General features: G+C 47.3%; 18 protein-coding genes and 1 other annotated feature. Of the genes, 2 read left to right on the top strand and 16 right to left on the bottom strand.

Annotated features, from left to right (window positions below; all coding sequences use genetic code 11):
* Positions 1–169 precede the first annotated feature (169 nt).
* The 12 genes from MH117_RS22600 to MH117_RS22545 form a co-directional block, all read right to left on the bottom strand.
* Entirely contained in the window at positions 170–1,318 is a 1,149-nt protein-coding gene (locus tag MH117_RS22600) for an FtsW/RodA/SpoVE family cell cycle protein (protein WP_239332730.1), read from the bottom strand.
* A 7-nt stretch (positions 1,319–1,325) separates the two neighbouring features.
* Positions 1,326–2,120, bottom strand: coding sequence for a septum site-determining protein MinD (gene minD, locus MH117_RS22595; RefSeq protein WP_028543580.1), 795 nt, complete (start codon positions 2,118–2,120; stop codon positions 1,326–1,328).
* A gap of 4 nt (positions 2,121–2,124) precedes the next feature.
* On the bottom strand, positions 2,125–2,781 hold the full coding sequence (gene minC / locus MH117_RS22590) for a septum site-determining protein MinC (protein WP_239332728.1): 657 nt from the start codon (positions 2,779–2,781) through the stop codon (positions 2,125–2,127).
* Positions 2,782–2,899: 118 nt separating this feature from the next.
* The gene (gene mreD, locus MH117_RS22585; protein ID WP_239332726.1) at positions 2,900–3,427 is read right to left on the bottom strand and encodes a rod shape-determining protein MreD; all 528 of its coding nucleotides are present in this window, start codon (positions 3,425–3,427) and stop codon (positions 2,900–2,902) included.
* A complete protein-coding gene (gene mreC / locus MH117_RS22580; protein WP_275444782.1) occupies positions 3,427–4,395 on the bottom strand; it encodes a rod shape-determining protein MreC in 969 nt (322 codons plus the stop codon). Before mreC ends, mreD begins: the two co-directional genes overlap by 1 nt.
* 18 nt (positions 4,396–4,413) lie before the next feature.
* Positions 4,414–5,448 carry a rod shape-determining protein gene (locus MH117_RS22575; RefSeq protein WP_028543576.1) on the bottom strand — a complete coding sequence of 345 codons (1,035 nt, stop codon included), beginning with the start codon at positions 5,446–5,448 and terminating at the stop codon, positions 4,414–4,416.
* A gap of 43 nt (positions 5,449–5,491) precedes the next feature.
* On the bottom strand, positions 5,492–6,178 hold the full coding sequence (radC, locus tag MH117_RS22570) for a RadC family protein (protein WP_239332724.1): 687 nt from the start codon (positions 6,176–6,178) through the stop codon (positions 5,492–5,494).
* 108 nt (positions 6,179–6,286) lie between these two features.
* Positions 6,287–6,904: a Maf family protein gene (locus tag MH117_RS22565; RefSeq protein ID WP_239332722.1), complete on the bottom strand. Its 618-nt coding sequence runs from the start codon at positions 6,902–6,904 to the stop codon at positions 6,287–6,289.
* Positions 6,905–7,042: 138 nt separating this feature from the next.
* Entirely contained in the window at positions 7,043–8,404 is a 1,362-nt protein-coding gene (locus MH117_RS22560; RefSeq protein WP_239332720.1) for an SPOR domain-containing protein, read from the bottom strand.
* Between the two features lie 574 nt (positions 8,405–8,978).
* Positions 8,979–10,397, bottom strand: a complete 1,419-nt coding sequence (murC, locus tag MH117_RS22555) for a UDP-N-acetylmuramate--L-alanine ligase (protein ID WP_239332718.1) — start codon at positions 10,395–10,397, stop codon at positions 8,979–8,981.
* Positions 10,360–11,736 carry a bifunctional folylpolyglutamate synthase/dihydrofolate synthase gene (locus tag MH117_RS22550; protein WP_239332716.1) on the bottom strand — a complete coding sequence of 459 codons (1,377 nt, stop codon included), beginning with the start codon at positions 11,734–11,736 and terminating at the stop codon, positions 10,360–10,362. Before MH117_RS22550 ends, murC begins: the two co-directional genes overlap by 38 nt.
* A 126-nt stretch (positions 11,737–11,862) precedes the next feature.
* Positions 11,863–14,532, bottom strand: a complete 2,670-nt coding sequence (locus tag MH117_RS22545; protein ID WP_239332714.1) for a valine--tRNA ligase — start codon at positions 14,530–14,532, stop codon at positions 11,863–11,865.
* A gap of 114 nt (positions 14,533–14,646) precedes the next feature.
* Positions 14,647–14,924 (bottom strand) — a binding site (T-box leader).
* A 267-nt stretch (positions 14,925–15,191) separates the two neighbouring features.
* Between MH117_RS22545 and MH117_RS22540 the strand changes: the two genes are divergently transcribed.
* On the top strand, positions 15,192–15,356 hold the full coding sequence (locus MH117_RS22540) for a hypothetical protein (RefSeq protein WP_239332712.1): 165 nt from the start codon (positions 15,192–15,194) through the stop codon (positions 15,354–15,356).
* 46 nt (positions 15,357–15,402) lie between these two features.
* Here the strand turns inward: MH117_RS22540 and MH117_RS22535 are convergent, their stop codons facing one another.
* Genes MH117_RS22535 through hemL form a run of 3 tightly spaced genes read right to left on the bottom strand, consistent with a single transcriptional unit; the run spans position 15,403 to position 19,333 of the window.
* Positions 15,403–17,115 (bottom strand): LysM peptidoglycan-binding domain-containing protein, encoded by a 1,713-nt coding sequence (locus MH117_RS22535; protein WP_239332710.1) that lies wholly within the window; start codon positions 17,113–17,115, stop codon positions 15,403–15,405.
* Positions 17,112–18,017, bottom strand: a complete 906-nt coding sequence (locus tag MH117_RS22530; RefSeq protein WP_239332708.1) for an RluA family pseudouridine synthase — start codon at positions 18,015–18,017, stop codon at positions 17,112–17,114. The genes MH117_RS22535 and MH117_RS22530 overlap by 4 nt, the downstream gene beginning before the upstream one ends.
* 14 nt (positions 18,018–18,031) lie before the next feature.
* Positions 18,032–19,333, bottom strand: a complete 1,302-nt coding sequence (gene hemL, locus MH117_RS22525; RefSeq protein WP_239332706.1) for a glutamate-1-semialdehyde 2,1-aminomutase — start codon at positions 19,331–19,333, stop codon at positions 18,032–18,034.
* 82 nt (positions 19,334–19,415) lie between these two features.
* Between hemL and MH117_RS22520 the strand changes: the two genes are divergently transcribed.
* Positions 19,416–20,093: a Crp/Fnr family transcriptional regulator gene (locus MH117_RS22520; protein WP_239332704.1), complete on the top strand. Its 678-nt coding sequence runs from the start codon at positions 19,416–19,418 to the stop codon at positions 20,091–20,093.
* A 115-nt stretch (positions 20,094–20,208) separates the two neighbouring features.
* Here MH117_RS22520 and hemB read toward each other — a convergent pair whose 3' ends face one another.
* Positions 20,209–21,207: a porphobilinogen synthase gene (gene hemB, locus MH117_RS22515; protein WP_239332702.1), complete on the bottom strand. Its 999-nt coding sequence runs from the start codon at positions 21,205–21,207 to the stop codon at positions 20,209–20,211.
* Between the last annotated feature and the right edge of the window lie 129 nt (positions 21,208–21,336).

Below are 21,336 nucleotides of genomic sequence, written 5' to 3'. Positions count from 1 at the left end.
CTTGCTTCTTGTAGCTATATGTATGACAAGCTGAAGGGAGTTATGAGCATGACCCGCTATCACAGCGCAAAGCTATTAGCTGCGCATACAAAATAACACTCCGGCTTTCTACTGCAAGCAGTTGTAAGCACGAAGTGTCTCCTGTAAGGAAGCGACATTAATGCCGCCTCTACGTATCCAATTGATATTTCTCTTGATAGATGCGAATACTCATGACCATACCCATACATGCCAGGTTCAGTACTAGAGACGTACCTCCGTAGCTGATAAAAGGCAGCGTAATACCCGTCACAGGCATAATACCGATCATCATCCCAATGTTCTCAAATATTTGGAACACAAACATAGATACGATCCCGATGATCATATATGACCCGCGCAGGTCATAACACTGAAAGGCGATTAAGATCATCCTATATACAAGCAAAAAATATAGCAGCAGCAGTATAGATGCGCCCTGGAATCCAAATTCCTCGCCGATAACGACAAAAATGGCATCTGAATACGTATAAGGCACGAAGCTTCTCCGCTTTAATTCCCCTTGCATGTAGCCATCACCCGTTAATCCTCCGGAACCGATCGCAATCATAGCATATTCCGATTGGTGCTTGGCATCCTTTGTTGCATCTTGTGGGTTAATTAGTGTATCGATCCGTATAAACCATTGCTCATGCTTAAGAACGTCTTTAAAGAAGTAACGTGTCGTGTCGTTAAAATCCTTAAATGCAAAAAAAGTTCCAAGCAGCATAACAACAGCTAATACAGCCGCAATAAGCACGTGACGATATTTTACGCCCCCGATCCACAACATGCCAATCAGAATCACGACATAGATCACCGCGTTCCCCAAGTCAGGCTGAACAACAACAAGTGCAAATGGCACTAATGTTACACCAATAATCGGAAGTAAATCCCTCGTAAAGGAAAGCGGGTCGCCGCCTCTTCTCCCCAATAATTGCGCCAATGCTAAAATTAACGTAATTTTGGCCAGCTCGGCAGGTTGAAATGATAACATTCCAAGTTGATACCAGCCCACGGCATTATTCAATGTTGATCCAGCAAAGAATAAACCTATCAGAAGCAGTACTGTAACTCCCATCGTAATAGGCCACGACTTTAGCAGCAATCTGTAGTCGAATATCGATACAGCAAACATTACAACGATGCCGATCCCATAAAGTACTACTGTCTTGATAGCTAATCCTTGGAAAGTAGGATCGCCATGAGTGGCACTATGAATAACTAGCGGACTGAACACCGCAAAACAAATCAATATCCCGACAATAACCCAGTCAATTCGCTTAATCTTGTTCAGCAACGTTTAATCATCCCATTCCAAAAAACTTCTTCATCTTGGTCATCATCCCTTTTTTCTGATGAAGCGGCATGAGTGGGACTGTATCCCCCAAAATTCGACGCGCAATATTGCGATAAGCGATTGCAGCCTTTGAATCTGGATTCATTACCGTCGGCTCACCTGAATTAGCAGCCTTGATGACAAATTCATCGTCCGGAACGATACCGATCAAATCGATATTAAGCACCTGCAAAATATCATCGATATCCAGCATGTCACCGCTCTTCACCATATTCGGTCGAATACGGTTCACAACCAACTTTGGAGAAGACAGATTAGCACTTTCCAATAGGCCGACAATCCGGTCTGCATCACGTACAGCCGCATTCTCCGGCGTAGTGACGACTATCGCGTGATCTGCACCAGCGATTGCATTTTTGAAGCCCTGCTCGATTCCTGCCGGGCAATCGATAATAATATATTCAAACTCTTTCTTAAGCTCTAGCACGATATCCTTTACCTGTTCGGGTGAGACAGCAAGTTTATCCTTAGTCTGTGCTGCTGGCAGCATGTAAAGCTCGTCAAACCTCTTGTCCTTGACTAAAGCTTGATTCAAGCGGCAGCGACCATCTGCCACATCACAAATATCGTAAATGATCCGGTTCTCAAGCCCCATCACCACATCCAGATTACGGAGTCCGATATCCGTATCGACCATACACACTTTTTTGCCGAGCAAAGCAAGCGCTGTGCCTAGATTCGCTGACGTTGTTGTCTTGCCAACGCCGCCTTTACCCGAAGTAACGACAATTGCCTCTCCCATGATCCTACACTCCTTTGAACATTTTGAGGTCCTGTCGAATGCGATGTAGATGTGATACTTTATCAATCTGCATCTGTCCGTTATGAACATAGGCATATTCCATATGGGTCTGTGCTATACCCCATTCATCGGGTGGCCTGCTGATTACATCCGCGATGCGCAATTGCGTAGGCGCGAATAAGGAAGCAACGATAACTGCGTTAACTTCACCATCAACACCAGCATGGGCTGTTCCCCGCAATGCGCCGCATACGACGATGTCCCCTGTGCTCACAATCATTCCGCCAGGATTCACGTCTCCTAGAAACAGCAAGTTTCCTTCATAACGCAGCACCTGGCCAGACCGAATCATTCCCGTTATCGTGTGAATCTGATAGCCTGTCTCTTGCTGCTTCGATTCATCATCCGATTGCAGAGAGCGAATGAGCAAATTCCCTCTTTGTCTCAATACATCTAATATTTCAGTCTTTTGCTCGTCATTTACAGAGCGAGCCCCCAACTTGACATCGACATACACAATTGGTCCATTAAAAAAATGAGGTGTATGCTCAAGCTTGTCGCGCAAATCACGCAGCAAGTCATCAAAATCACTTTGATCGTCAAGCAGGAACACGAGACCGTCTTTGACACCTTTAATCGTCACCAGTGACTTGGCCGTCATCGTTCGTCCCTCCCAACGTTATCTTTTTCGTTACGAATGAGACAAGTTCCTGCACAACTTCACAAAACAAGGAAGAAAAATGAGAGAAGCCGTCCGGAAAGATGCTCCGATACGGCTCTTAGACTTCTTCTTCCTCGGCGGTATTGTTCACAGGTGATGAATCAAACCACTTGCGCATAGGAACATACACGATTAAGGCAAAGAGCAATTGAATAATTAAGCTTGGCAGCATATACTCCATCAAAGCATATTTGAAGGTGAGATGTTGAACGCTAAACAACGCGTAAATACCAAACACAATCGATTGATATGCAAAGCTGCCCATAACTGAGATTACCATCATCGTAACCATGGAGGTATTCCGTGTTGTGAACAGGAGCCCTATGAAATATCCAAGAAACCCCATGCTGAATGTATGAGGGCCTAGCATTTGTCCATAATAAACGATATCTTGAAGCAAACCGAAGCAGAGCCCCATCAGTAGTGCCGTATGTCGGTGTTTGTAAACCGCATGGTAGAGCACAATGATAAAGACAAATTGCGGAATAATGCGTACTTTCCATTCATCTGGTATGAGAAAAGGTAGCCACGCTCCCTCAATAAAGAACAGGAGCAACATAAATAAGATCATCCAGTTACGATTCATTATGGATTCCCCTGTTCATTCCCCGCTGCTGTGCCTTGCGGTACAACAACAAACAATTCACGCCAGTCCTGATAAGTCGCAGCCGGCTTGATAGAGGCTGTATAAGTCAATCCAAAGTCGCCTACTTCACGCTTTATAACGGTACCAAGAATAAGCCCTTTAGGAAAGACGCCTCCTAGTCCCGAAGATACAATAGTATCCCCTTCTTTAAGCGGATCACCTTCTGCAATACGGGTCATCACAAACGTACCCGTGCTATGATCATACGATTCGATCATACCAAATGATTTCTCCTGGCCAAGTACAGTGGCTGCAATGGAACGCGAGGAATCATCCAGATTAGTTAGTAGCTGAACAGTTGAGGAAAATTCATATACGCGACTAATCATCCCTACTACACCCTCAACGGCGATCACGGGCAGTCCCTGTTTAATACCATCCTTCTCACCCAAATCAATGTTCAGAGTCTGGTTAAAAGGATCAGCTACGTTAATAGATGTAACCTGTGCAATACGGTAATCATAAGGAAGATTGGATTGCTTCTGCCGTTCGGTAAACTTTAGATCTTCCATCAGACGTTTGTTTTTGTCGGCTACTGCATTATAGAAACCTTTATCCCGCGTATAATGGGCTAGTGCGATCTTCAGCCGTTCATTCTCTTCATACGTCTTCTTTAAGTTGGAGACATCATCAACAAAACCGGAAATGGCTGCTGCCGGCTTATAGAACATCTGCTGCACAAAGGTAACGGTGTCATGTACAAACTTCTCCGGCCATGACACTTGCCCCCGTGTACCTAGCGTAAAGCCCATAAGCGCAATAAAAAGAATAAGTCCTGCCATTAATATAAATAAACGCTTGTTGCCTAACAGCTTAAACAGTGTCAACACCTTCTCATCGTATTGCAGTCTCGTTCCCGGTTCTATGGTTATGGTCGGCGTCAGTGGAACGTGTCTGACGCAGACCATATGGTATCACCTTAAGATTTATCGCTTAGAACGAAGTGCCGAACTGCTGCGGGATTTGAAAAGATGAATATTGTCTAGCGCGCGTCCTGTTCCGATCGCTACGCAATCCAAAGGATTCTCCGCCACAATGACCGGCATGCCCGTCTCACGTGCAAGCAGCTTGTCAAGATTGCGCAGAAGAGCGCCCCCACCTGTCAATACAATGCCGCGGTCCATGATGTCGGCCGCAAGTTCAGGCGGACACTTTTCCAATGTCACCTTAACAGCCTCAACGATAGAGCTTACTGTATCCGCAAGCGCATCTGTAATCTCATTGGAAGAAATAGACAGCGTCTTCGGCAGGCCCGTCACAAGATCACGTCCACGGATCTCCACCGTTTCCGTCTGTTCAAGCGGCAGCGCCGAACCGATCTCCATCTTCAGCTGTTCTGATGTACGCTCACCAATCATCAGATTATATTGGCGCTTAATATATTGAATAATCGATTCATCCATCTCATCCCCAGCCACACGCACAGAACGGCTTGTTACGATACCTCCAAGCGAGATAACTGCAACTTCCGTTGTGCCGCCGCCAATATCGACTACCATGCTGCCTGTCGGTTCCCATACAGGCAAGTCCGCACCGATTGCAGCTGCAAATGGCTCTTCAATCGTATATGCTTCACGAGCTCCCGCTTGCTTCGTTGCATCTTCAACAGCACGCTGCTCAACCGCCGTAATGCCAGACGGTACGCACACCATGACGTTTGGATGACGCGGGAACAATGATCGCTGCTTCTGCGCTTGACGAATGAAATATTTAATCATGGTTGCTGTTGTATCAAAATCGGCAATTACGCCGTCCTTCATCGGACGAATCGCACGAATATTTCCAGGCGTACGGCCAATCATTTTCTTTGCCGACTCACCGACAGCTTCAATTGTCTTCGTATCCGTACGAATTGCGACCACAGACGGCTCGCGCACGACGATACCTTTTCCACGTACATAGACTAATGTATTTGCAGTACCCAAATCAATTCCTAAATCTTTTGTAAAACCACCTAGCATGATGTTAATCTCCTTTATAGTTCCTACGATCTCAAATATTATATTACACGAGGCTCTGTTCCTTCAAACTCACATATTGGTTATCGCCAATAATAAGATGGTCCAACACTTCGATGCCGACCAGTTCACCTGCTTCAATAAGTCGGCGCGTTATCTCGATATCCTCACGACTTGGCGTCGGATCCCCGCTCGGATGGTTGTGTATGCAGATAAGCGCAGCCGCTCCGTGCCTGATAGCTGACCGAAACACTTCACGTGGATGGACCAGCGAAGCATCCAATGTGCCCACTGATATCGTTTCTTGCGCGAGAACACGATTCTTCGTATTCAAATAAATGCAAACAAAATGTTCACGCTTCAGATGACGCATCGATTCCATAACAAGCTCGGCAGCATCTTGTGGGCGTCTGATCGACGCAGTCTCCAGCATACGGCTTCTTGCCATCCTGCGGCCAAGCTCCAGACATGCCTGGAGCTCAAGCGCCTTGGCAGTACCAATGCCGCGAATTTGTGTCAATTCTATGAGAGACAGGTCCGCCAACCGGCTAAGACTGCCAATCCGATTCATTACCCGCTGTGCAACTAACACCGCAGATTCATTCTTTGTTCCCGTTCTAAGCAATATAGCCAACAATTCAGCGTGACTTAATGCTTCGGCCCCCGCTTTCATCATGCGCTCTCTAGGACGTTCTTCGAGGGGAAGGTCGCGAAGCAAAGGGCTATGCGCCATTCCTCTATCTCCTCTCCGGGAAGCTGCTTATAGATCATAATTATCCTATTAGCTGGCTTCAAACTCTATACCCCGTCAGGCGCTGCTGCACAATTTCTGCTGTGCAGACTATGGCTTCTCGATGGCAAAGGCAGTTAACATCTCTGCGAGCAGCGACACAGGTAAGCCAACTACATTAAAGTAACAACCTTCGATGCGGTCGACTATAGTCGCTCCCAATCCCTGAATGCCATACGAGCCTGCTTTGTCCCGAGGCTCCCCGGATGCAATATATCGTTCTATCTGGGCATTGTTCAAATGCCGCATCCACACACGCGTGTGACGATGGCGAACTAGCGTATTACCGGTACGAACATCGATACAAGCAACGCCTGTAAACACATCGTGTGCTTTTCCTTGAAGCATGCTCAACATCCGAAAAGCATCCGAATCATCATGCGGTTTACCTAGAATCATACGATCATGCACTACGACAGTATCCGATCCGATGACAATCCCTTCATCTCTACGAGCCTGTCGTATCTCTACAATTGTACTTGCCTTACGCAAAGCAAGTTGCTCTACTGTGTCTTGCGGAGTCCAATGCTCCTCCAGTGATTCATCCGCATCACTTGGTTCAACCACATATGGCAAACCAAACGTCTGGATCAGTTCCTGTCTACGCGGTGAAGAGGATGCAAGCACAAGAAGCGGCAAAACATGATTGTTTTGTTGAATGTTCTCCATTTTTTGACACCTTTCTTTATTATACGTCCTATCTCTCAGCTTGACAAACGCTACCTGAGCCTACTTATTAGAATAACCGAATATAGCGATAGAAAAAAGCCCCGGCTGCACCGGGGCAAAGCACACATCTTTATTATATCAGGCTTTCATCTGTTTCAACCAGTCCTGTTCCAACATCATATATTGGATACAAGATTGCTGGATGCTCCACAAATGCGCTGCAGCAGGCTTTTTGTTGTACTCATTAACTGCTGTAATCGCTGTATTCATGGATTGAACCAGTTTTACCCATACTTCTGATGTTTGTTTGCTTAGCTGTTTTTGAAGTTTTTCTCCTGATTGAGTCCAGCGGAGATGTTCTGTCCGCAGCTCATTCATGCTTGTATTGTCAAATGCAGCCAAATCCCCCTGTTGAAGCGTTGCTGAAGAGTGACGGATTAACCACTGCCTTACAACATCCCCCTGCTTCATAAACAATTCCAGTGTCTCCGCTTTTCCTTCAAATGCGATTTTTGTAATCTCTGGACGCTCAATGGTACGTACATACAAATCAATCTGCTTTTCTTTGAGCGCGTTGCTTAACACCATCGCATCATCTCTTTTCTCCGCTATTGCCGCATAGACTCGATGCTGTCCTTCCCCTTCTGCATCTACTGCTGCCAAGCCTAATTTCCGCAGTTCTTCTGCCGCCGTCTGGGCGCCCTCAGCCTGACTGAACACACCATACTGAAGAACATATGAAATACTTGCTGGGATATGAATTGCAGCCACAGGGAAATTCGCCTGATCTTTTGAAGGCTCTTCCCCATTCGTCTGCCCGCCCGTATCACCTACGATTGGCAAACTTCCTGATGTATGGCCACCGTTGTTCGAGCCTGCATCTTTGCCCAACTGGGCCATGGCTGGCACAGCCTGGTCCATACTAGGCAGTGCCACATCCCCCTTGAACAAAGATAAGGCCAGAAAGCCAAACAGGGCACCGGTTGCGACTGCACCAGCTACAGAGCCGGCAATTTTCAGCAGTGAAGGCTTGCGGCTGCGAGCCTGCGTATAGACAACCGCATCTGAGTCTGCTTGCTGCTCATACCGCCATTCTCCTTCTGTGGTAGCCGATTGTGCTGCCGGATCATACATCGGTGGCTCAAGGAAAACCGCCGCAGGGGAAGAATCCAGCTCACGAATGGATCGTTCAATACGATCTGTCTCTGATTCTATTTTCTCGTAACCTGCACCATCTGGAGATAGTACAGCCGCGCTAACGAACTCTGTCTGCGATAACGCAGTATGTTCAAGCTTGCTTTCAGATGTAGATGGAGTCTCGTTATTTAGCAGAACCTGCTCCGTCTTTCGTTTATCCTGATCACCTTGAATATCAATATGCTGCCATTCACTCCACTGAACTGAACTAGCAGCCTCCTCTTCCAGTTTTTTATCCGCTTCAATAGGATTCATTTTACGTGTATAAGAGTCGTCCGCCTGTTCCGGAAACCGAAATGTCATTTTTCTGGAATGCTGTCCCATATAAGCCACCATCCTTGTCCGCTTGTTTACTATTAGCTATATGATAGATTCATATGAAATAGAACATCCCTCCTATCCACGTTTCAGAAAAACACGCGCTTGCCGTTGTGCAATGGCTCATACTAATTCTCTTAACCTCTCATATGATGTACGAGGACCGGGAGGGGAGGGGCACCAGCAGTCAACATTGATTCGATGCATGCTGGTGTGCGGCGGTTCTCGCAAGAACAGGGGATAACAGAGGAATGAACGAACGGAAACTCCTGAACGGATAAGTATAGAGCGGCCTTCATGATTGAAATGTGTAGTGTCCATTAGCATGGACACCACAGTTCAGACGGAAGGCTGTTTCTTTTACCCACACTCTCATAGTGGGCAATGATGAGAGCAACTTGTGTTTTCTTAGCGATGATTCATCCACGATCAGGACGTTGGTTTCCCGTACCGCACCCAAACTTGCAACGGACACCCCATATCGCTTACAAGACACGCAAAGGGGCCGTCTCCTCCACTTTAACGGTGAAGGAGACGGCCCCTTTAGGCGATATCTATACTATTCAGATCGCAGGTACTCTGCCAAATGATAGGCCACCCGCCAAATATCGCCTGCTCCCATAGTCAATACCATGTCCCCAGGTTGAATGTGTTTTTCAAGATAGGTCTGCACTTCTTCCTTCGTTGGGATATAGTGAGTATTTGCATTACTCAATTCTCGAATCCGATCAACCAGCGTAGAAGCGTGTACCCCTTCGATTGGTTTCTCGCCCGCAGGAGAATAGATGTCTGTTATGATAACCTCCTGAGCGTCTCCGAACGCTTGACTGAACTGTTCGAACAAAAAATAAGTTCGAGAGTACCGCTGCGGCTGGAACACAGCGACAATACGCTTGCCCGTCGCCTTCGCCGCCACAAGAGTTGCTTCAATCTCTGTTGGATGATGTGCGTAATCATCAATCACCAGCACGTCCTTGTGTTCTGCGATGATCTGATACCTGCGCTTCGCACCTGTGAAGTCCCGAATAGACGCTGCTGCATCTGCAAAAGCTACCCCTGCTTGCATGCTTACAATTAACGTTGCCATTGCATTTAATACATTATGATTGCCTGGAATGGACAATTCTACTTGCCCAAGCACTTCATCGCCGCGCTTCATCGTAAAATACATAAAACGGTCTCGCGCTGTAATATCTACAGCTGTATAATCCGCCCCTGCTTCAAGGCCATAAGTGACAACGTTACTTGTAATAGCCGGGATCATGTCGCGGATAATCTTATCATCCTTACACACGACAGCAGTTCCGCCCGCTTCTACTTGACTTAAAAACTGCACATAAGCAGCTTTTAAACGCTCAAAGTCGCCCCCATAATTTTCAAGGTGGTCAGCTTCAATATTCGTTACGACAGCAACATGTGGATGATACGCTAAAAATGAGCCGTCGCTCTCATCCGCTTCTGCTACTACAAACTCACTTGTACCCGCCTTTGCATTGGTCCCCAGGTTTGTGACTTCTCCGCCAATGATAAAGGACGGGTCTACGCCACATCGTTCCAATACATATGCAATCATAGAGGATGTGGTAGTCTTGCCATGCGCACCCGCTACTGCGACACCTTTTTTCGCATTTAGTAGGCGAGCAAGCATTTCAGAACGATGGAGCACGGGAATACCGCGTGCTTCTGCCGCTACACGCTCCACATTATCCTTCGGAAGCGCCGTAGAGTATACTACAGTATCTGCATCTCCTACATAAGCTTCATGATGACCAATATGAATTGTAGCTCCCTTAGCCCGTAATTTTTCCGTCAAATCTTGTTGAGCTACATCCGATCCGGTGACCGTGTATCCCATTTCCAGCATTACACGAGCAATAGCGCTCATGCCATAGCCCCCGATGCCGATAAAATGAATATGTTTCATCGTATTCAACACGAACTCACCAGCCTTTTTGAGAATCTGTTTGATAAAGGACATGCGAACGCACGTCAGATATTAAATATAAAGTACCTGTAACAACAGCCAGGTCGCCTGGTGCAGTCATTCCTTGTAACTGGGCCAGCGCCTGGCGCCAATCTGGTTCTATGATGATATGCGGACGTTTTGAACCAGATCCCAGCACCTCTTCAGCAAGCTGCGCGAGATCCTCCGCATCCATTTTCTTACGAAAGTCTGGTTCCGTAATAAGTAAAGTATCCGCTAAGGGTAGTATATGACGCAGGACATCTCGATGATGCTTGGTAGACAGCATCCCCATCATGATATGACAACGTTCAAAGCGGTATGTGTCCCTCAGTGCTTGTGCAAGCGTCTCAGCGCCTTCTGGGTTATGCGCCCCGTCAACAAGCAGCCGCGGCTGCTCCCGGAGCATTTCCAGACGTCCTGGCCATGCCGCTTGCCGGAACCCTTGCAGAAGCTGTTCATCGTCGATGACAAATGCCATGTACTGACGCAGCACTTCCAGCGTCATAAGCGCAAGCGATGCATTTTTCAACTGATGTGCTCCATTCAGCGTGATAACCACTTTTTCAACATCACGAAAAGGACCGTGAAAAGCAAAAACTTGTTCATTTTCGATCGCGTGTGTCCGTTCGAAGCTAAACTTTTCATTCAGCGCATACAGCGTAGCTTGGCGTTCAGTTGCCTTAGCACGAATAACATCCAATGCCTCAGGCTGCTCTACCGTGGTTACTACAGGTACGCCAGGCTTGATGATACCTGCCTTCTCGAATGCAATCTTATCAATTGTATCGCCAAGAATATCCATATGATCATGGCCAATATTCGTAATTACGGATACGATAGGCGTGACAATATTCGTCACATCCAAGCGGCCGCCAAGCCCCGTCTCCAGCACCACTACATCCGGATAGCACACTGTCGCATAGAACAATATGGCAATAGCCGTAGACACTTCAAACATCGTAGGAGAACCAAGCGATGTTTGTGCAATGTCCTCTACGATGGGACGAATTTGATTGGCTAATTCCACTAATGCCGAGTCAGAAATGTCTTCGTTGTTGTATTTAAAGCGATTCGTGAATTTCTCAATGTAAGGGGACGTGAATGTGCCCACATCATAACCCGCCGCCATCAGGGCGCTTGTCAAGATGGCACAGGTCGAACCTTTGCCGTTCGTGCCAGCTACGTGAATGAACTTCAGCCTCCGCTCGGGATGCTGAAGCCGCTCCATCATCAATTCGATCCGCTCTAGACCTGGGCGAATACCGAATGGAATTAAGGAATTAATCCAATCTATTGCTTGATCCACTTCTGTAAAAGGGGCGTATGCTCTGGACCCATTCGTCTCTGACATGATTCTCATCCTTCTTGTGTAATGTCATGAAGCGACCGAACGACACTCTCCTGAGAGCCGTGTATTCGGTCGCTTACATGTATCTATGAAATTTGCACGTCTCTTTAATAACTGTACTAGACTTTACTAGACTTCCTTCAGCTCTTGAATGCGGGCCAGAACCTTATCACGTTTCTCGCTGTAATCGCGTGCTTTAGCACGTTCTTCTTCTACAACTTTTTCAGGCGCTTTGGCCATAAAGCCCTCGTTGGCCAACTTCTTCTCTACCCGATCCACTTCTTTGATGAAATTGTCCAACTCTTTGTTCAGACGGGCAATTTCTTGATCGATATCAATCAGCCCAGCTAGCGGCAAATACATTTCTGCCCCGGTCACAATAGCGGTCATTACTTTGTTAGGTACAGCTGCATTCAATACAATTTCCAACTTAGACGTGCCACAGAAGCGTTCGATATAGTCCATATTACGCTGCAGCATCCCATCAATGCGAGCATCCGCAGGCTTCACGATCAGCTCCACCTTTTTGCTCATCGGTACATTCACTTCCGCGCGAATGTTACGAACAGCACGGATCATGTCCATCAGCATCGTCATTTCCTGTACAGCTTCTGGTGCCTCCAGTGCCGTATCGTAGGCTGGCCAAGACGCCAAAGTGACCGTCTCCCCTTCATGCGGAAGATGCTGCCAGATTTCCTCAGAGATATATGGCATAAACGGATGGATCATTCGCATTGTACGATCAAGCACATAAGCAAGGACGGATTGCGTCTTCTGCTTCTGGTTCGCATTTTGCCCATAAAGACTGAGCTTCGCGAACTCGATGTACCAGTCACACAGATCATCCCAAATAAAGTTGTACAGAAGACGTCCTGTTTCTCCAAACTCATAAGCATCGATCAAACGTGTAATCTCGCGCGCTGTCTCGTTCAATCGGTGCAAAATCCAGCGATCTGCCGTGCCGAGATCACCGCTGATGTCGATATCCGCATACGTGACACCCTCCAGATTCATCAAGGCGAACCGTGATGCGTTCCAGATCTTGTTCGCAAAGTTACGAGCCTGCTCTACACGCTCCCAACGGAAACGCAAGTCCTGACCAGGTGTACTGCTGGTAGAAATCATATAACGCATCGCATCTGCGCCATATCGTTCGATTACTTCAATCGGGTCCACACCGTTGCCAAGCGATTTGGACATCTTGCGTCCTTCGCTGTCTCTGACAAGACCATGCATCAGAACATCCTTAAACGGAAGCTCGTCTGTGAATTCCAGTCCCGTAAATATCATACGTGATACCCAGAAGTAAATGATGTCATATCCAGTAACAAGCACGTTCGTTGGATAGTACCGCTGCAAGTCTTCACTGTCGACATTCGGCCAGCCCAGCGTCGAGAATGGCCATAAGGCAGAACTGAACCACGTATCTAATACGTCATTATCCTGCTCTAAGTTGTGTTGCCCACACGAAGAACACGCCGTTACATCCGTCTCCGATACATTTAGATGACCGCAGTCCTGACAATGCCATGCAGGAATCCGATGGCCCCACCACAATTGGCGAGAGATAACCCAGTCACGAACGTTCTCAATCCAGTGTAAATAAATTTTCTCAAAGCGATCAGGCACAAAGTTGACGCCTTTGCCCGATTTCTGCGCTTCAATGGCGCGCTCCGCAAGTGGCTTCATTTTCACGAACCATTGTGTGGACAAGTATGGTTCTACTACCGCACCGCTGCGTTCACTGTGGCCTACTTGATGTACATGCTCTTCAATGTGAATCAGCACGCCCTGCTCCTGCAAATCTTTAACGATCTGCTTCCGGCATTCGAAACGATCCAAACCTTGGTAAGGACCCGCAAGTTCGTTCATCTTTCCAGTCTCATCCATAACCGTAATCTGTGGCAATTGGTGACGAAGGCCAACTTCAAAGTCATTTGGATCGTGAGCAGGCGTAATCTTAACAGCCCCGCTTCCGAAATCCTTCTCCACGTACTCATCTGCAATAATCGGAATTTCACGATTCACAACTGGAAGCACCAACGTCTTGCCAATCATATGCTGGTATCGTTCATCTTCTGGATGTACAGCAACAGCCGTATCACCAAGCATCGTTTCTGGGCGTGTTGTTGCTACCGTAATCGAGCCGCTTCCATCTGCAAGCTGGTACTGCAAATGGTACAATGCACCCTGTACTTCTTTATATTCCACCTCGATATCAGACAGCGCAGTACGTGCTGCTGGATCCCAGTTAATAATGTATTTGCCGCGATAAATCAAACCTTTATTATACAAGTCCACAAATACTTTGCGGACCGCGCTAGACAAGCCTTCATCCAGTGTAAAGCGCTCACGGGAAAAGTCGAGTGACAGCCCCATTTGCTTCCATTGGTCATGAATTCGATTCGCGTACAGTTCCTTCCATTCCCATACTTTCTCCAGAAACTTCTCTCGACCAAGATCGTAACGTGAAAGTCCTTCTTCACGCAGCTTTTGCTCCACCTTTGTCTGCGTAGCAATCCCAGCATGGTCAGAACCCGGGAGCCACAATGCATCGTATCCCTGCATTCGCTTCGTACGAATAATAATATCCTGCAGTGTAAAGTCGAGAGCATGTCCAATGTGGAGCATACCTGTAACGTTTGGAGGCGGAATCACAATTGTGAAAGGCTCCGCGTCTTTATTGCGTCCTGCTTTAAAATATTCGCCTTTCATCCAAAAGTCGTACCATTTTTGCTCCGCTGCCTTCGGATCATACGTTGTTGGCATGGATAGCTGCTGTTCGTTCGTTTCCGCCATAAATAACCCTCCATCAATTTGTCATATATTTGGCAACAATTAAATGTAACGCATCAGACTTTTTAAGTGCACGATCTAGGTATCGTCGTGAACACAACAAAAAAACCTTGCGCCTCAAAGGACGAAAGGTCTGCTTCCGTGGTACCACCTTTATTCTGCAGCAGAGGACAATATAACGTCACATCATTCTCATTCACTGCAGCTCTTCATTGGCATATAACGGCTGCTACCGTCCTCTTCTAGCAGGAATCAAGCCGTAACAGCTGCATTCCATGTTCAAAGGGGCGACTCCCAGGTGACTTCAGCGATAGCTTGACCTGCAGACGTTCCACCAACTCGCTCTGCTCTCTGAAAGGGTCTATACGCTTACTCTTCCCGCTCTGCGTCTTTCTTGTCATCCATATAAGTGTACTGCTTTCCTGCTTATGGCTGGGCAGCTTATGCCACCTGCCAAATGTAACATTTACAACATATTGTACCTTTGTGAACTAGACCCGTCAATAGACGAAACGAGGAATTCCGCTTATATTCAGTCATATCCCGAATTTGGTATTTCATAACATGTAAGAGGGTACAAGTTTTAGTGGCTAGATTCTCGGCACTTACACAACCAATTGAGGTTCGGTTATTTGTATCCCAACATATACGGGGGTGTTTGGATGGAACGTTGGTGGTGGAGAATGCGTCATACGGTCAGAAGTATCGTCTTTCCATTAATTTGTCTTCAGTTTCTGCGTACGTTGATATTTCCGACCTGGATTGATGTATTACTCTTGTTTGTGTTGTTCATTGTGCTGCTTGGTTTGCTGTTAAATGTATTTTGACATAAACAACCCCCATCCGATTTCAGATCGGATGGGGGTTCTCTAATTAAGACGTTGCTGCTGAAACAGACGGAATGTACAGTACTTGACCTTCGCTGATGGAAGGCTCTGCAAGTCGATTGTACAGTGCAAGTTCCCGTGGATTCAACTGGTAGCGGTCCGCTATAGAATCTAGTGTATCCTGTCTTTGCACGATACACATGCGCACTCTGCTGAAATGACTATCATCGTGCACTCGATTCAAGAAGATGGACTGCCAATGTACATCTTCGGTCACAGTTTTGCTCGCTTCCTGCTGCGCGGCCTCTTCCTCAGCTTGACGGATTACAGCCTCACGTTCTTTGTCCTTGGCTTGACGGCTGGAGTGAAGCAGCGTACTGAAGCCAAGTCCCTGCTCTTGCTGCGGAGCAGCAACAGGCTTTGTGCTTCCAATAGCCACCTTCATTTCTTTCTTATCTGTGCTCACTTCTGTATCTATTTCCGCTGTCTGCTCAACAGATGATGAGGTATCCGCTCGATTTTCACCCGCTGAATCTGAATCTATTACATCTACTTCCGGCTGTTCCGCCTCAACCGAAGGCACATGAGCAGCCTGAGCAACTTCCCGCTCTTCGCTTTCAGATGCAGATATAGTTCCCTCTGCTGCTAATCCAGTCTCAGCTTCCCCCAGCGCTGATACCGATGCAGTCGCCCACGGTGAATCAGACCACGTCCATGAATGCTCGCTCGACTGCTGTAAGCCATGTTGTTCGGCTTGCGGCGCACGGGCCTCGACTCTTTCGTCAAAGTCAGCCGGCTCACGCTGAACGGTTTCGGCTTGCTCATAAGCAGTAGTGGGTTCCTCCTGCCATTCATAGCTGCTTGATGCAGGAAATTCTTCCTCTCGCTGTTCCACAGCATATGCTGCCCCGGGTGCTGCTTGATATTGCAAGTGGCTGAAATGATTGGGCTGCTGCAGCGCCTCGTCGGCCGACCATTCTGGAGCGGATGACTGACATGAACTTTCAATCGTACTTTCCAATGAAGATATACCTGCAACCTGGTCTTCATGGTTAAACTGCGATTGCTGTGGTGCCAATGATCCTGACGACGAATCAGGCTGAGCCGTATGGCTTCCATAATCCTGAAGCCATGAAGGTTCTGGCGAAGGCGAGGCCTCTTGACGCACTTCAGCGGCTGGCTGCTGGGCTTCGTGAACAACAGTAAATTGTTCGGTTTCCCAAGCAGTCGGCTCAGGCTGCTCCACGTATATGCCTTTTAAAGACAGCACGCCGGTAATATTTAACGATCGCGTGGACAACAAGTCCACGTCAAAATGTTCAATATCTACACAGATGTCATCCAGACTGCGCACCCGATTAAGCGGCAGTGTTATCTCTACGGGAATCCAATGTTCTAATGACTGACTGCGGCGGTCATCTCCCGTGCCTAGATAGACCCCAGACAACAATAAGCTGCCCCTAACCGTCACCTGCTCACCAGCCGGAATCACTTGAATATGAGGTGTTAGCTCTACCTCCTCAAGCTGGTCAATACCGATTAATTCATCGGCCAAATGTACGCGCTCATAAATATCAAATCTTAACCCATAAGATTCATCATACACAGACTGCTCCTCCTCCCGCAGTTCATCCTGCCGTCCATCCCTTGTGCGCAGCCGTACATTGTACGGAGGAATAAAGGCCGATACAACAAGACCAGACTCTTTCCTTATTTCATCATATGGGAGTTGCAGAGGGAGCATGACTATATTTTTCAAACAGGCAATAGAAGACGTTCAAGATCATCAGGCAAAGGGACTTCAATCTCGATATGCTGTCCTCCGAAAGGATGGCAGAAGCTGAGCTTCCTACCGTGCAGTGCTTGTCGGTTCAGCTTCTCGGAACTCCCACCATATAAGACGTCTCCAAGTAAGGGAAAACCTTTATAGCTCATATGCACCCGAATCTGGTGTGTTCTTCCTGTTTCTAGCGTAAGTGCTACGGCTGACGTCTCTTCACCGTCATGATCTTTGCCTGCAGCCATAACCTCATAGTGAGTTATCGCCCGATCACCATTAGGTGTGACTCGGCGTCTGCCGCGATGATGCCGATCTTTGCCTATAGGCGCATCTATCGTCCCTGATACCGGGGTCACCTTACCATGAACCCAAGCCACATAATGACGCTGAATGCGTTTCTCACGCATAGCTTCATCCAAAATAGCATGCGATAGCGCTGTCTTCGCATACAAGACAGGCCCCGTCGTATCCGCATCGAGACGATGGATGTGACGCACGCGCACCTCCTGTCCGGTCCATGCATAATGACAAGCAATTGCATGAGCAAGTGTACTGCGGGCCTTGTCTTGCGCCGCGTCCGCCGCGTGAACAGGCATGCCAGCAGGCTTATACGCAACAAGACAAGCGTCATCCTCGTAAAGAATATGCGCCGGTTCACCGGCAGGTTCAACGTCGCCATGCTCAGCCGCAAACACACGTAAACGCAGTCTGTCTCCGGCCGTCTTTATCCCATCAGTCGTCTTCCAAGTCTTGAATAGATGGAGAGGCACACGCAAGGTGTGCCTCAGCCATTGTTCCATATGTGCTTCATCAGTCAACACGGCACGACCTGGCATAAACTCCAACCATTCGCCCCGCTTTTTCCAATATCGTTCGCTCATCTTAACCTCTCGTCTTACAACTGTTTTAGCGCTGCATAATGCGCTTCTATTGTACGGTCTATATCTTCATTCGTATGAGCATTGGACACAAACATCCCTTCGAATTGCGAAGGCGCCACGCTAACACCCTCATTCAACAGATGTTTAAAGTATGAGCGGAAGCGATCTAGGTCTGATGTCCGCGCCGTATCGAAATTGGTGACCTCATGATCCGTAAAGAACGGGCACACCATAGAACCAACACGGTTAATCACACTAGCTATCCCAAGTTCTCTTGCATTTCTCTCTAACCCATCCTGCAGTCTTGCAGCTTTGGATTCCAGATTGTCGTATACGTCTGGAGTTAATAAAGACAGAGTTGTGTATCCAGCAACCATAGCAAGTGGATTACCACTTAATGTGCCTGCCTGATAAATCGGACCACTTGGTGCAACCTGCTCCATCAGATCACGACGACCTCCATAAGCACCAACTGGCAGACCGCCGCCAATCACTTTACCAAAGCAAGTCAAATCTGGAATAACACCAAATCTCCCTTGGGCACAGTTATAATGTACGCGGAACCCCGTCATTACTTCATCAAATATGAGCAAACTGCCAAACTTAGTTGTTAATGCTCTCAGGCCTTCAAGGAACCCCGGCAATGGCGGCACCACTCCCATATTGCCAGCTACCGGCTCTACGATAATGCAAGCTATCTCTTCACCGAATTTGTCAAAGGCCAGCTTGGCAGACTCCAAATCATTATAGGGAACTGTGATTGTATTGCTGGCTACTCCTTCTGGAACTCCTGGACTATCCGGCAATCCCAACGTAGCCACGCCAGATCCTGCCTTGATCAGCAGGCTATCGGCATGCCCGTGATAAGAACCTTCAAACTTCACGATCTTGTTGCGCTTTGTAATGCCTCGAGCAAGACGAATTGCACTCATCGTTGCTTCTGTGCCCGAATTCACCATACGTACGATATCCACTGATGGCACTCGCTCACATACGATACGTGCCATTTTAGTCTCAATCTCCGTAGGCGCACCAAAGCTAGTTCCACGTGCTGCAGTTTCTTGAATCGCTTGAATAACCTCGGCACGCGCATGTCCGAGAATTAGTGGTCCCCATGAACCGACGTAATCAATAAAAACATTACCGTCGATATCATATACACGCGACCCTTCTCCGCGTTCCATATAAAGCGGAGTTAAACCAACTGATTTAAATGCACGAACAGGGCTGTTTACCCCACCTGGAATATATTGCTTAGCTTCCTCAAATGCTGCTTTGGAGCGGGTATCACGTCTTAACTCATTTTTTTCAGTCAACTTCAACACTCCTATCTATATTCATCTTATTGAATATGTTAAACTATTAGAAAATTGGCATGGGCAAAAAGAGGTAACAGTCATGATTGAATTACTTAAACGTGTTCCGCTGTTTGCGGATATGACGGACGATCAGCTTAATATCGTCTTTTCTATCACATCACGCCATGAATTTGCCGCGCAAACTGTACTTTTTAAGCAAGGCGATCCTGGAAACACTTTTTATATCATCATTCGCGGTTCCGTAAAAGTGTTTACCTCCAATAAGGAAGGGCAACAGAAGATACTGGACGTATTTCAAACAGGTGACTGCTTCGGCGAGCTCGCACTCATTGACGGCAAGCCACGCTCTGCTACAGCGGAATCGCTGGAAGAGACCGTGCTCCTAACCGTCACCAATGAAAGCTTCCATCTACTGCTGCGGGCACATTACGATATTGCACAGAAAGTTATGGTTCAGTTGTGCAGTCGGTTGCGTGCAACGAACGGAGATGTGTATGATCTGACGTTCCTTGATCCTTCCGCACGCATCGTTAAGAACATTGTAAGGAATGCGCAGCTTCATGGCAGACGAGTCGGCGACAAAATTGTTATTTGCTCTGAGTTCGATCGTAATTCTATGTCAGGTCTTGCAGGCGTTGATCTTCTGGTCCTTGATGAAGTGTTACGAGAATTAGAACATCAACGTATCCTAACGCTAGGACGCAAAGAGTATACACTAGACGTGACAAAGCTGTATCAAAGCAGTTATGTAGGATAGGAAAGCTCTGTACTTATTTCACAGGTCGATCAGGAACAATGGCAATCCAGTTGTGGATTGTCGTGTCCTCATCGGCCTGTTTTACATCCTGATTCAGGTTTACAACATGCAGGTACTAATTGTTCAACCATCTAGCCATATCTTTGGCAAAGTACGTAATAATAAGGTCTGCTCCTGCACGCTTCATACCAAGCAGCATCTCACTCACGATTGCTCGCTCATCTACCCAGCCTTGGAGAGCAGCTGCTTTAACCATAGAATATTCTCCACTGACATTGTAGGCCACGATCGGAAGATCGAATCGGTTGCGCAGCGTACGAATGATGTCCATATAGGCAAGCGCGGGCTTGACCATAAGCATATCGGCGCCTTCTACCGCATCCGCTTCTGCTTCACGCAATGCTTCACGCGCATTGGCCGGGTCCATCTGATACGTCTTGCGATCTCCGAATTGAGGTGTCGAATGCGCCGCTTCACGGAAAGGACCGTAGAACGCCGATGCATACTTTACAGAATACGACATAATGGGAATGTCTGTGAATCCTGCCTCATCTAATCCTGATCGAATCGCATGGACGAATCCGTCCATCATATTGGAAGGTGCGATGATGTCCGCTCCTGCTTCCGCTTGGGATACTGCGGTCTTTACCAAGTACGCAAGCGAAGCGTCGTTGTCAACATCACCTACTGTGCGACCATTCACCTCATGGACGTGCACCATTCCACAGTGACCATGATCGGTAAATTGACATAAGCATGTGTCCGCAACAATCACCAGATCCGGATATTTCGCTTTAATTTGGCGAGTCGCTTGTTGAACAATACCATTGGTATCGTATGCTGAACTGCCCGTCGCGTCTTTTGACGCTGGTACGCCAAACAATACGATTCCAGGAACGCCAAGGCGAACGATCTCATCTACTTCAACATCAAGCATATCCAGTGAAAAATGATAAATACCTGGCATCGAACTGATCTCTTCTTTTATTTGAGTGCCATGTGTAACAAAAATAGGCATGAGCAGGTCATCTGTCGTCAAGATCGTTTCACGCACCATACTACGAATTCCTGCTGTCTTACGCAAACGACGTAATCGTGTAATCGGATATGCCATTATCAATGTCCTCCTTCAGCCCTATTCAGGCATTACATCCTTTGGTTATTATTAATCTTTGTCATTTATCCAATAATGGAATTACAGCAAACCTTTTGATTGCCACACTTCTAATATCGCACACAACAT

The organism is Paenibacillus sp. ACRRX (genome assembly GCF_022346885.1).
Classification (GTDB): Bacteria; Bacillota; Bacilli; order Paenibacillales; family Paenibacillaceae; genus Paenibacillus_B.
The sequence above is the reverse complement of the archived record's forward strand: the minus strand, read 5'-3'. Positions and strand labels throughout refer to the sequence as shown.

Excerpts from the sequence above, each read along its gene's own strand:
- MH117_RS22530 (WP_239332708.1), bottom strand. The coding sequence starts at position 18,017 with ATGAGCGAACGATATTGGAAAAAGCGGGGCGAATGGTTGGAGTTTATG.
- minC (WP_239332728.1), bottom strand. The coding sequence starts at position 2,781 with ATGACGGCCAAGTCACTGGTGACGATTAAAGGTGTCAAAGACGGTCTC.
- MH117_RS22540 (WP_239332712.1), top strand. The coding sequence starts at position 15,192 with ATGGAACGTTGGTGGTGGAGAATGCGTCATACGGTCAGAAGTATCGTC.
- mreD (WP_239332726.1), bottom strand. The coding sequence starts at position 3,427 with ATGAATCGTAACTGGATGATCTTATTTATGTTGCTCCTGTTCTTTATT.
- murC (WP_239332718.1), bottom strand. The coding sequence starts at position 10,397 with ATGTCCTTTATCAAACAGATTCTCAAAAAGGCTGGTGAGTTCGTGTTG.
- hemB (WP_239332702.1), bottom strand. The coding sequence starts at position 21,207 with ATGGCATATCCGATTACACGATTACGTCGTTTGCGTAAGACAGCAGGA.
- radC (WP_239332724.1), bottom strand. The coding sequence starts at position 6,178 with ATGGCGCATAGCCCTTTGCTTCGCGACCTTCCCCTCGAAGAACGTCCT.
- MH117_RS22565 (WP_239332722.1), bottom strand. The coding sequence starts at position 6,904 with ATGGAGAACATTCAACAAAACAATCATGTTTTGCCGCTTCTTGTGCTT.
- MH117_RS22575 (WP_028543576.1), bottom strand. The coding sequence starts at position 5,448 with ATGCTAGGTGGTTTTACAAAAGATTTAGGAATTGATTTGGGTACTGCA.
- MH117_RS22560 (WP_239332720.1), bottom strand. The coding sequence starts at position 8,404 with ATGACATTTCGGTTTCCGGAACAGGCGGACGACTCTTATACACGTAAA.
- MH117_RS22545 (WP_239332714.1), bottom strand. The coding sequence starts at position 14,532 with ATGGCGGAAACGAACGAACAGCAGCTATCCATGCCAACAACGTATGAT.
- minD (WP_028543580.1), bottom strand. The coding sequence starts at position 2,120 with ATGGGAGAGGCAATTGTCGTTACTTCGGGTAAAGGCGGCGTTGGCAAG.
- MH117_RS22550 (WP_239332716.1), bottom strand. The coding sequence starts at position 11,736 with ATGTCAGAGACGAATGGGTCCAGAGCATACGCCCCTTTTACAGAAGTG.
- MH117_RS22520 (WP_239332704.1), top strand. The coding sequence starts at position 19,416 with ATGATTGAATTACTTAAACGTGTTCCGCTGTTTGCGGATATGACGGAC.
- mreC (WP_275444782.1), bottom strand. The coding sequence starts at position 4,395 with ATGGTCTGCGTCAGACACGTTCCACTGACGCCGACCATAACCATAGAA.